The following is an 11,695-nucleotide window of genomic DNA, read 5'->3' on the forward strand; positions in this document are numbered from 1 at the left end:
TTTTTATGTCAAAAGTATATTTGATTGGAGCAGGCCCTGGAGATGAGGAACTTTTAACACTTAAGGGTAAGAGAATTCTTGGGAAGTGTGATGCGGTTTTATATGATAGGCTTGCAAATGATAGTCTTTTAAAGTATTTAAATGAAGAATGTATAATATATTACTGCGGTAAGGAACCTGGATGCCATTACAAAACCCAAGAAGAAATAAATGATATGCTTGTAAACCTAGCACGGGAAGGAAAAACCGTGGGAAGAATAAAGGGAGGTGACCCATATATATTCGGTAGGGGTGGTGAGGAAGCCCTAAGACTTGAAGATGAGAAAATTGAATTTGAAGTAATTCCAGGAATTACCTCAGCTATAGCTGTTTTAAATTACGCAGGAATTCCTGTAACTCAAAGGGGAGTATCGCAGAGTTTTCATGTATTTACTGGACAAAGTGCAGAGAAATTAGATATAAACTGGAAAAGTGTAGCTGGTTTAACTGGAACATTGATATTTTTAATGGGACTTAAAAATATAGAGATTATAACGAATTCACTAATAGATAATAATAAGGATGCGCAGTGCCCTTGTGCTGTTATTATGAGAGGAACTACTTCAAAGCAGAAAAAAGTTGTGGGAACTCTTAGCAATATATGTAGTAAGGTAGCAGTATCGGGCCTTGCATCTCCCTGTATAATTGTAGTTGGAGGCGTTGTTGGTTTAAGTGAGAAACTTAATTGGTATGAAAAAAAACCTCTATTTGGGAAAAACATATGTATAACACGCTCAAAGCAGCAAAGCGAAGAAATTAGTGAAAAACTGCTTGACTTAGGTGCCCAGGTAACTGCCATAAATTCAATTAAAATAGTGGATACCTCAGAAAATTTAGTGAATTATATTAAAAAACTAAATTTATATGATTATCTAGTTTTTACAAGTGTAAATGCTGTTAATTTATTTTTTAAATATTTAAAGGCTAGTGCATTTGATATTAGAAAAGTAGGTGGGGAATTTTGTGCAATAGGTCCTGCTACAGCCCAGGCAATAAGAAGCATGGGAATAAATCCCTTAATTATTGCAGAGCAATTTGTTTCTGAGTCTCTTCTATTAGAGATTAAAAAACATGCAAAACCTGGTGATAAAATATTAATTCCTGGGTCCAAAAGTTCCAGAGCATATCTAGGAGATGAACTTAGAAAACTTAATTGCCATGTGGATGAGGTTCCTATTTATGAAACTGTGGAGGGCACACTTCAAAATGAGTCTGCATTTGATAATGTGGATATTGTTATTTTCACAAGTCCTTCAACGGTTAAAAATATGATATCAATGCTAGGAATAAATAGAATAAGAGAAAAAGAATGTATAGCCATTGGTCCCATAACGGGCAGTGAACTTAGTAAAAACAATATTAAATATAGTGTATGCGATGAATATTCTAGTGATGGAATAATCAAAAATTTATTGCAATTAAAAGGAGAAAAAAATGATTAATAGAAGAAGAAGACTAAGAGCAAGTACAGCAATAAGAGATTTAGTAAGAGAGACAATATTAACACCTAAGGACTTTATATTACCAATATTCGTTGTAGAGGGTGAAAATATAAAAGAAGAAATTTCATCAATGCCAGGAAATTATCATTATTCAGTGGACAGGCTTTATGAAATAATAGATGAGATTGAGAAGGCTGGAATCAGGGGTATTATTTTGTTTGGACTTCCAGATACAAAGGATGAGGTTGGAACTTCCGCTTGGACAGATGATGGAATAGTTCAAAGGGGTGTAAGAAAAATAAAGGAGCTTAATAAAGAACTTTTAGTAATTACAGATATATGCATGTGTCAGTTTACAAGCCATGGACATTGTGGAATAATGGACGGATGTGTAATTGATAATGATGCAACACTTCATTATTTAGAAAAAATAGCGCTCTCCCATGCAAAAGCTGGAGCGGATATGGTAGCTCCATCTGATATGATGGACGGAAGAGTTGGGGCTATTAGAAATATCTTGGATGAAAATAATTTTAAAAATGTATCAATAATGTCTTATAGTGCAAAGTATTCATCTGCATTTTATGGCCCTTTTAGGGAAGCTGCTCACTCTGCACCACAATCTGGAGATAGAAAAACATACCAAATGGATCCAGCAAATATACGTGAAGCAATGTGCGAGATTGAGGATGATATAAAAGAGGGTGCTGATATTGTTATGGTTAAGCCAGCAATTTCATATCTTGATGTAATAAGATGGGCAAGGGATAGATTTGATGTGCCAATAGCAGCTTATAGTGTAAGTGGTGAATTTGCAATGGTTAAGGCTGCAGCTGAAAAGGGACTTATTAATGAGAAAAATATTGCAATGGAAATGTTAACATCAATAAAAAGAGCGGGTGCGCATATTATAATTACTTATTATGCAATAGATGCTTGTAGATGGCTTAAGGAAGATTAATTTTAAGCTGGAAATATAGTCATAATGCTCACTGGTCAATATAAAAATACTGACTAGTGAGCATTAAAATTTTAAATAGTATTAATTAAAACACATAAATCTTTTGGGGGAATGCTGCTATGACTAAATACTATCCGATGATGATTAATATTAAAAACAAAAAATGTTTAGTTGTTGGAGGCGGAAATGTTGCCTTTAGGAAAGTTAATGAGCTTATTGAATATGGAGCTAAAGTAACGCTAGTTTCCAAGGAAATTAATGAAAACATAAATTCATTAGTTGAAAATGTGGACAAAAGCGTTATATATATTGAGGATACTTATAAAAGAGAATATATTAAAGGTGCTTTTATAGTTATTGCAGCCACTAATGATAGGGGCATTAATTTTAAAATAGCTAGTGACTGCCAGCAAAAAGATATTCTTGTAAATGTAGTAGATGATTTAGAAAGTAGTAGATTTATAGTTCCGGCAAAAGTTAAAAGAGGAGACTTAACAATAACAGTATCTACTAATGGTAAATGTCCCTTTTATAGCAAATTACTAAGAAAGAAATTAGATTTTCAATTTGATGATAGCTACAGTATATTTGTAAATATATTAGGCGATTTTAGAAAAGAGCTTTTAAAGAATATAGAATCATCTTCAAAAAGAAAAGATATAATGGCTTCTTTAGATATGGAGTATTATATTAAAAGGCTTAGTGAAATGGGAGAAGAGGAAGTTCGAAAAGAAATTATGGCACATGCTCTATAGAATTAAAAAATCAGTAAAATAGAAACAGAGATTTTTAGCAAGCTGACAAGCTCTATATGTGGGTGTAGCTATATTATAGCAAAGAAAAAAACTTCAGTAGAAGGGTAAATCTCCTTCTGAAGTTGTTAGTGTTACAGCACTGCAGGTGATGATTTAAGTTTTAAAACCATAACCTCCTCTTCATCCTCAACTTCACCTGTAAATTCAAAGCCAAAACTCTTATATAAACCTTTAGCTACTGCATTTTCAGGCACCTCACTAAGATATACCTCATCATAATTATAATTATTGCCAATATATTCAATGATTTTTGCCATTGATTTCTTGCCATATCCTTTTCCTTGGAACTTCTCATCAATCATAAACCTGCAAATCCAAAATTCATCATCAACATTTTTATCCTCATCCTCATCTATTCCAAACATAACAAATCCAACCATAGTTTCATCATCATAAATACACATAGGTGTGCAGTCAGGTTCATATTTTGATTGTGCCAAAGAAAATGAATTAGGTGCTACAAAATGCTTCTGAGCTTCTGACACCTTTAAATGTACACAATCTAGCCAGTTATCAGAAGTTACTTCTTTTAATAAAATATTCATATAAAATCCCCCCGGGTTCATTTGATGCTTGAACTTCGCTAGAAAAGTAAGCTATCATTTTAAATTTTGCTACATGTATATTTTACACTATTATACATGTAAAATATATGATTATATTAATTAATATTGATTAATTATAAATATTTTACATGAAATAATATTTTCTTAGAACTACCTTATTTTTTAAATAGTTCTAGATACTCCTCGTACCCTTGTTCTTTAAGTTTATTAGTAGGTATAAACTTCAATGCAGCACTATTTATACAATATCGTAGTCCACCTTTTTCACTTGGACCATCGTTGAATAAATGTCCTAAATGGCTGTCACCATATTTGCTTCTTACTTCTGTTCTTATCATTCCATGGGTTACATCCTTATTTTCCTTTACGTGTTCTTCCACTACTGGCTTCGTAAAACTAGGCCACCCACAGCCTGAATCAAATTTATCTAGAGAGGTAAATAATGGCTCTCCACTATTAATATCTACATAAATTCCTTCTTCACTATTATTCCAATACTCATTATCAAAAGATCTTTCTGTGCTATTTTCTTGACTTACCTCAAATTGAGTAGGAGTCAGTGTCTTTTTTAGTTCTTCTTTACCTTTTTTGTTATAAACTTTTTTATCCATAAGATTATCTCCTTTCGTTGTTAGAGTGCTTATTTTATTTTTAAGTTACCCATTAAAAAATATTCATATAAACATGGTACCAAATGTTTATATAATACTCTAGTTAAATTTTATTAAATGGTTAACTTAATATATAGTGAACTCAAGCAGAATTTTTTATAATAATAAGGAAACAATATAATATAGTAAGCAAAAAAATTATATAAGGAGATAGATTATGAACTATTTAGACAAATTAGCAAAAAATATTGAATTTAATGGAAAAAAACAAAAGGTTAGCAATCATAAAAGTTTTTTGGCTTTATCAGTAGTGGGCGTTGCAATTGGAGGTGCTGCTTTAGCTTTATTCACTAAAAATTGCTCTAGAGAAGCAAAAAAAAATGTTACTGACAATCTAGAAGATAATAATGGAAATATAAAAAAGGATATTGATGAAAATGCAAGTATAGTTGAAGATATAAATCTTAATAGAGATGAAATTGAGGATACTTTGAAAAATGTGGGTGAAGAATCCATAGGTGATGTTGGTATTGCAATGGAGCATGCACTAGAGGATGATTACGATGAGAAGCAAAATGAGGATAAAAATTAATTGAAATTGCAAGATAATTATTATACTCTCACAGGGACAGACATTTTAGTCTGTTCTTTTGTTTTTTTTTGCATAGGTATTGACATAAAAAATTTTTGGGAATATAATATACTTCGTAAGCGAAATATACGTATACGAAATGTACTGGAGCGAAATATATTTTAAGGTGGTGTTGTAGTGGAAATATTAAATGATAGCATAGAAGTTGCAAAGCTGTTTCAAGAGGTTATGCAGTTATTTAAACATAATACAAGTAAGGTGCTTTGTGAAACAGGTATTTCTGCACCTCAAGGCATGGTACTCGGACTTTTAAGCAAAAAAAAGAAGATGAAGATAACAGAACTTAGCCAGCAGCTTTGTTTATCCAATAGTACTGTATCGGGAATCGTCGATAGGCTTGAGAAGCAGGAAATGGTAGTACGAGAAAGAAGTGAAAGTGATAAGAGGGTAGTTTATGTAAGTATATCACCCAAATTTAATGACATGCATGAAATTTTTAAAAAGCAGTTTGAAAAAAACATACAAAGCACAATGAGTAGAGGAAGTGAAGATGAACTTCATAAAATTTTTGAAGGTCTAAGTACACTTAAGAAACTTTTAGGCGACCAACAAAATAAACAATAACAGTGAATGGAGATGATATTAAATGATTAAATTATTTAGATTTTTAAAACAATACACATTGCAAATAGTTGCAATAGTTGTATTGATTTTTATTCAAGTACTTGCAAATCTATATTTGCCAACACTTACGGCAGATATAGTTGACAAGGGGATAGTACAAAAGGATGTAGTTCAAACTATTTCATTTTTAGGATTTAGTGGTTCGTATAAAGGTGTAGATTATATTCTTAGACTAGGTGGGATTATGCTAATTATATCACTGGGTGGCGTAATATGCTCAGTTATGGCTTCATTTCTATCTTCAAAAACTGCTGTAGGCTTTGGTAGGATTATTCGTAATAAATTGTTTGCTAAAGTTGAAGGGTTTTCGCTACATGAGTTTGATAAGGTGGGGACTGCCACTCTTATAACAAGAACTACAAATGACGTTACTCAGGTTCAAACAGTAACCGTAATGATTTTTTCTATTATGCTTTTTGCACCTTTAACTGCCCTAGGTGGTATTGTTATGGCTTTAAGAGAGGATGCATCACTAACCTGGATTTTTGCTGTTGTAGTTCCGCTTCTTGGAATTATTATTGGAGCAACTCTTGCATACGCTATGCCGTTATTTAAAGCAATGCAGGTAAAAATAGATAAATTGAATCTTGTATTACGTGAATCACTTACTGGTATTAGAGTTGTGCGCGCATTTAATCGTATAGAGACTGAAAAGGTTAGATTCGATGATGCTAATGCTGACCTTATGGACAATGCTGTAAAAGTAAATAAAATTATGGCATTTTTAATGCCAATAATGATGTTAATTATGAATGTTACAACAATCGCCATAATTTGGTTTGGTGGCAAAAGAATAGACGCTGGAACTATGCAAGTAGGTTCATTGCTTGCATTTATTCAATACGGAATGCAAATTTTATTCGGATTTCTAATGCTTGCTATGGTATTTATAATGATACCAAGAGCTCAAGCTTCAGCAATAAGAATAAACGAAGTATTAGATATGGAACCGGGAATAATAGATCCAAAAAAGGAAATACTTGCTGATAAAAAAAGTGGATATGTTGAATTTGTTGATGTCAGCTTTAGCTACCCAGGTGCAGAGCAATCGGCCATTAGCAATATAACCTTTAGTGCAAGGCCCGGCGAAACAACAGCTATTATTGGTGGTACAGGTTCTGGTAAATCTACTCTAGTAAACTTAATACCACGTTTTTATAATGCAGATGGTGGCACAGTATTGGTTGATGGTGTGGATGTACGTGAAATGAGTCAGGAGGGTCTAAGGTCAAAGATAGGCTTTGTTCCCCAAAACACTGTACTCTTTTCTGGAACTATTGCTGAAAATATTAAATATGGTAAGAATGATGCGACCTTTGAAGAAATTCAGCATGCAGCAACTGTAGCACAAGCTACAGACTTTGTTAATGGAATGGAAGAAGGTTATGAGCATTTCATTGCTCAAGGAGGAACAAATGTTTCTGGTGGACAAAAGCAACGTCTATCTATAGCGCGTGCTCTAGTTAGAAAGCCTGAAATATATATTTTTGACGATAGTTTTTCAGCCCTTGATTTTAAAACTGATGCAAAACTTCGAGCAGCACTTAAAAAGGAAACAGCAAAAGCTACGGTACTTATTATTGCTCAAAGAGTTGCAACAGTTATGGACGCTGATAGAATCATAGTTTTAGATGAAGGTAAAATTGTAGGTATGGGAAATCACAATGAACTTTTAACCAGTTGTGAGGTATATCATGAGATTGTATCTTCACAGCTTTCAGAGGAGGAATTATCATGAGTGAAAATAAAAAAGGAAATAGATCAGGTGGAGGTATGGGTGGTGGACCAATGGCATCCTTTGCCGGTCCTGTAGTAAAAGCTAAGGACTTTAAAGGAACATTAAAAAGGCTTTTAAGTTACTTAAAGCCACAAAGAGTTAAATTTATACTAGTATTTATATTTGCAATCATTAGCACTATTTTTTCAATAGTAGGACCTAAGATTTCTGGAAAGGCTATAACTAAACTATTCGAAGGAATAATGAGTAAAATTGGGTTACTTCAGTTGAATATGCAGCAAGCTAAAATAGCAGCTGTAATAAATGCTAATCCTGAAGCTTCAAAGAGTCCCAAAATAGTTGAGGGCCTCGCTCAAGTTAAAGCTGGTATTGCTAAGATAATGGATTTAAATGGTGGTAAAATAGATTTTCATTATATAGAACATATTATTTTATTATTACTGGCACTATATTTAATAAGCACACTTTTTGGTTTTCTTCAACAATATATTATGGCTGGAGTTGCTCAGAAAACTGTTTATAATTTGCGCAAAGATGTTGATGAGAAGCTTTCACGGTTACCTCTTAAGTTCTTTGATGCAAGAACTCATGGTGAGATATTAAGTCGTGTAACAAATGATATTGATAATATCTCAACTACGCTTCAACAAAGTCTTACTCAGCTTATTACGTCTATTGTTACCATCATTGGTGTTATTATTATGATGCTCACAATAAGCCCACTACTTACACTTGTGGTTATTTTAACATTGCCACTATATATTTTGGTAACAGCCTTTGTTGCAAAACGATCTCAAAAATATTTTGCAGCTCAACAAAAAGAAATTGGAGCACTTAATGGTCATGTTGAAGAAATGTATACAGGTCATAAAATTATTAAGGCCTTTGGACATGAGAAGGATTCCATAGAAAAGTTTAAAGATATTAATGATAGACTATACAATTCAGGTTGGAAAGCACAGTTCATATCTGGAATAATAATGCCTATGATGAGATTTGTTAGTAATATAGGATATGTAATAGTTTGTGTTGTAGGTGGTTATTTAGCAACACAAGGAAGAATCACTATTGGGGATATTCAAGCTTTTATTCAATATTCAAGTCAATTTACTCAGCCAATAGTTCAAACTGCAAATATTGCTAATATAATTCAATCAACAGTTGCGTCTGCTGAACGTGTTTTTGAGCTTTTAGATGAAGTTGAAGAAGTGCCAGATGCTACATCTGCCAAACTCATAGAATTCCCTAAGGGAGAAGTTGTGTTTGAAAATGTTGACTTCAGCTATAAAGCAGGAGAACCACTTATTTCAAACATGAATATTGATGTAAAACATGGTCATACAATTGCAATTGTTGGGCCAACGGGGGCTGGTAAAACTACACTTGTTAATTTGCTTATGCGTTTTTATGAAATAGATGCGGGTAAGATTACAATTGATGGAGTGGATATTAGAGACATAAAACGTGGTGAATTACGTAATATGTTTGGTATGGTACTTCAAGATACTTGGCTCTTTAATGGTACTATAATGGAAAACATCGCTTATGGTAGGGAGGGCGCAACAGAAGATGAAGTTATGCAGGCAGCAAGAGCGGCCCATGCACATCACTTTATTAAGACTCTTCCTGATGGATATAATACAATATTAAATGAAGAAGCTTCAAATATATCACAGGGGCAAAAACAACTTCTTACTATAGCTAGAGCAATACTTGCAAATCCAACTATTATGATACTTGATGAAGCTACAAGTAGCGTTGACTCAAGAACAGAAGTTTATATACAAAGAGCAATGACCGCGCTTATGGAAAACAGAACAAGTTTTGTAATTGCTCATAGACTTTCTACAATTAGAGATGCAGAGTTAATACTAGTTATGAATAAAGGAAGTATTATTGAGATGGGGAGTCATAATGAGCTTCTTGCTCAAAAGGGCTTTTATGAAGACCTTTATAATAGCCAGTTTACTGGTGCAAACTTAGATAATGAAGTGGTATAAATAAAAAATAATTTTAAATAAGGCTATGTTACCATTATTTTAATGGTAACATAGCCTTATTTTAATTATGCTTGTAATAAAAAATTATAATTATCACCTATAAATTTTAATATAACAGTTGCTATTAATGATTGACCATCAATATTTGGATGTATACCATCTTTACATAAAAACTGACTGTAATTGCTGTGTTTTAAAAATTCTGTTCTTATGTCTATTAGCACAGTATTAGTTTCATTAGCCACCTCTGTAATGATTTTATTATATGAACTATGCCAGTTGAAAAGTCTATCCTTTGTACCTAGCCATTGTAAGATATTTTGCTCTGCAAAAGAATCTTCTTTTGTAATCCAGCTGAAGTATTTTAGAGGATCCAGTGGTGGTAGTGTCATAAGTACAGGTAATATGTGATTAACCTTCAATGTATCTATCATTGCACATAGTGTTTCACGATAAGTTGAAATATCAGTATTTGGTTTGTATTGCTCTGCAGGGTTTTTAGCAATGTCAGCCCAATTATAGTCACAGTCATTACCACCAAACTCTATTAAAACCATATCAGGTGATTTTTTTATGACATCATTATACATCTTACTAACACCCCTCATAATGGTGCTTCCAAATTTACCTGCATTGTATACTTGCCCTTTTATTTTATTTGAAATGATATTTGTAAAGTTTTCTTTTAAAGTTGAATATTTTGATTTTTCTTCGTCGTAAATAATTCCCTTGGTAATAGAATCACCAAATGCTATAAGAACGTAACTATCTTTTATTTTCATAATTTGCCTCCATAAAATTAAATATTAAGTCATTAATTTTTTTTATATAATTTATTTAATGTATATTAACAATATACCACATAATTATTGAAGACGCAATACGTAGTTATTAAAACTAGGTAACAAATAAGTAATATTTACAGTAGGATTTTTGCAAAATATTATCATTAATATTATTTTGCAAAAATGCGGATAATATACACATAGATTCTAGGTAAATGTTGTCTTACACTTACACAAGAAGGCATTATTGATTCTAGTACACTAAGTGAATCAAAGACAGATCGGCGTGTGGTTAAAAAAATAAAACCCTGCAATGGGGTTTTATTTTTTTTGTTTATTAGAATTTTTTTGCTTACTAGAGTTTAACCCACAACAATCTAATTTTTTATCACCAAAGCTTTCTTCGTTGGCTTTTCCCATGTCTTTTATAAATTTATCGAACCATTGCTTTAAAGATTTCATTAATAGCCCTCCATTGAATTTAATTTATATAATTATTATATATAAATTTAGTTTAACACTAAAATATGAAGAAAATATAAAGATTAGCAATAACCTAGTTATTTAAGGGTAATGAAATAAAAGTTGAATACTTTTGAAAAGGAAGTGTTTACACTATCAAACTTGCTTTTAAATATTGTATACCAGTCGGCATCCTGGAGTTTACCAGGTTGGTGGTACTTACTTTTTATATATTGCAATACCAGAAGAATTCGCACCTAAAAAGGTGACACCTAGGAACTCATTATCCTCTACCATACGTCTAAAAAGCTTGCCAATCTTTTTCCTTTGAGATAAGGAGACATTATTCCAAAAGTCCGTTAAGAGGTCTGCAAATTGGAACTTACCACTAATGGTATTTATATTCACTCTAATTAAATTCAATATATCATCTTCAGTAAGGTTGTCTTTTAATATGATGATTTTTTCATCATCATCAATATTTTTAATTTCACTTCTAATGATTTCCGTTAAGTATTGACCTATACCCATATAGCCTTTTGTTTTTGTAATATGTTCTAGCAACTTTAAGTCATCCTCGGCTAGGCGTATGCGTACATTAAACTCTTGCATTTTAAATCACCCCTTCTAGTTATTATAATATATTGCAAAAGGCTACGCAACCATGAAATATATGGAGAATACTAAAGGTATCCTAACATAATAAGCGAGTATTGTGTTTGCAAACATTGATAAAATCTTCTCGTGGTTATATAATGTTATTACAGGTTATGCAACCTGTAATAACATTATGATGCAAATTGCATGCATCATAGAAAACGTATTCATACCAACTAAAAGTCATTTGTTTTTTGTATTTAAAACTAAATTTTAGATAGTGTTAACTGACTTATGAAAAAAGCACATAGGAATATTTGTATGTCAATTACAACTTTAAGAAATAAGGTCGTTGTCTTTTTAGCCTTAAACTTATGGAATTTAATGTTTTTGTTCTTACAAA

Annotated in this window: 12 protein-coding genes; 7 read left to right on the forward strand and 5 right to left on the reverse strand. The window is 32.1% G+C overall.

Annotation, left to right across the window (positions count from 1 at the left end):
• Window positions 1-5: 5 nt before the first annotated feature.
• From cobA to Ctaglu_RS21720, 3 genes are all read left to right on the forward strand, one after another.
• Entirely contained in the window at window positions 6-1,481 is a 1,476-nt protein-coding gene (gene cobA / locus Ctaglu_RS21710; RefSeq protein ID WP_125005687.1) for a uroporphyrinogen-III C-methyltransferase, read from the forward strand.
• A complete protein-coding gene (gene hemB, locus Ctaglu_RS21715) occupies window positions 1,474-2,442 on the forward strand; it encodes a porphobilinogen synthase (RefSeq protein WP_125005689.1) in 969 nt (322 codons plus the stop codon). Before cobA ends, hemB begins: the two co-directional genes overlap by 8 nt.
• Window positions 2,443-2,561: 119 nt before the next feature.
• Window positions 2,562-3,197, forward strand: a complete 636-nt coding sequence (locus tag Ctaglu_RS21720; RefSeq protein ID WP_125005691.1) for a precorrin-2 dehydrogenase/sirohydrochlorin ferrochelatase family protein — start codon at window positions 2,562-2,564, stop codon at window positions 3,195-3,197.
• Window positions 3,198-3,328: 131 nt separating this feature from the next.
• Here the strand turns inward: Ctaglu_RS21720 and Ctaglu_RS21725 are convergent, their stop codons facing one another.
• Together Ctaglu_RS21725 and msrB are read right to left on the reverse strand one after the other, a co-directional pair.
• Window positions 3,329-3,802, reverse strand: a complete 474-nt coding sequence (locus Ctaglu_RS21725) for a GNAT family N-acetyltransferase (RefSeq protein WP_125005693.1) — start codon at window positions 3,800-3,802, stop codon at window positions 3,329-3,331.
• A 176-nt stretch (window positions 3,803-3,978) separates the two neighbouring features.
• Window positions 3,979-4,434, reverse strand: coding sequence for a peptide-methionine (R)-S-oxide reductase MsrB (gene msrB / locus Ctaglu_RS21730; protein WP_125005695.1), 456 nt, complete (start codon window positions 4,432-4,434; stop codon window positions 3,979-3,981).
• 217 nt (window positions 4,435-4,651) lie between these two features.
• Here msrB and Ctaglu_RS21735 point away from each other — a divergent pair, with 217 nt between their 5' ends.
• The 4 genes from Ctaglu_RS21735 (at window position 4,652) to Ctaglu_RS21750 (ending at window position 9,448) form a co-directional block, all read left to right on the forward strand.
• Window positions 4,652-5,026 carry a hypothetical protein gene (locus Ctaglu_RS21735; protein WP_125005697.1) on the forward strand — a complete coding sequence of 125 codons (375 nt, stop codon included), beginning with the start codon at window positions 4,652-4,654 and terminating at the stop codon, window positions 5,024-5,026.
• A 177-nt stretch (window positions 5,027-5,203) separates the two neighbouring features.
• On the forward strand, window positions 5,204-5,650 hold the full coding sequence (locus tag Ctaglu_RS21740) for a MarR family winged helix-turn-helix transcriptional regulator (RefSeq protein WP_125005699.1): 447 nt from the start codon (window positions 5,204-5,206) through the stop codon (window positions 5,648-5,650).
• Window positions 5,651-5,672: 22 nt separating this feature from the next.
• Entirely contained in the window at window positions 5,673-7,448 is a 1,776-nt protein-coding gene (locus Ctaglu_RS21745) for an ABC transporter ATP-binding protein (protein WP_125005701.1), read from the forward strand.
• On the forward strand, window positions 7,445-9,448 hold the full coding sequence (locus tag Ctaglu_RS21750; protein ID WP_125005703.1) for an ABC transporter ATP-binding protein: 2,004 nt from the start codon (window positions 7,445-7,447) through the stop codon (window positions 9,446-9,448). The genes Ctaglu_RS21745 and Ctaglu_RS21750 overlap by 4 nt, the downstream gene beginning before the upstream one ends.
• A gap of 65 nt (window positions 9,449-9,513) precedes the next feature.
• On the opposite strand, the gene Ctaglu_RS21755 is transcribed toward Ctaglu_RS21750, so the two are convergent.
• The 3 genes from Ctaglu_RS21755 to Ctaglu_RS21760 all read right to left on the reverse strand — a co-directional run bounded on the left by Ctaglu_RS21755 (window position 9,514) and on the right by Ctaglu_RS21760 (window position 11,307).
• Window positions 9,514-10,230, reverse strand: a complete 717-nt coding sequence (locus Ctaglu_RS21755) for an SGNH/GDSL hydrolase family protein (protein WP_125005705.1) — start codon at window positions 10,228-10,230, stop codon at window positions 9,514-9,516.
• A 324-nt stretch (window positions 10,231-10,554) separates the two neighbouring features.
• Window positions 10,555-10,695 (reverse strand): LDCC motif putative metal-binding protein, encoded by a 141-nt coding sequence (locus Ctaglu_RS25565; protein WP_164948170.1) that lies wholly within the window; start codon window positions 10,693-10,695, stop codon window positions 10,555-10,557.
• A gap of 219 nt (window positions 10,696-10,914) precedes the next feature.
• Window positions 10,915-11,307, reverse strand: a complete 393-nt coding sequence (locus Ctaglu_RS21760) for a DUF1413 domain-containing protein (protein ID WP_125005707.1) — start codon at window positions 11,305-11,307, stop codon at window positions 10,915-10,917.
• Between the last annotated feature and the right edge of the window lie 388 nt (window positions 11,308-11,695).

The organism is Clostridium tagluense, from assembly GCF_003865095.1.
GTDB lineage: Bacteria > Bacillota > Clostridia > Clostridiales > Clostridiaceae > Clostridium_AD > Clostridium_AD tagluense.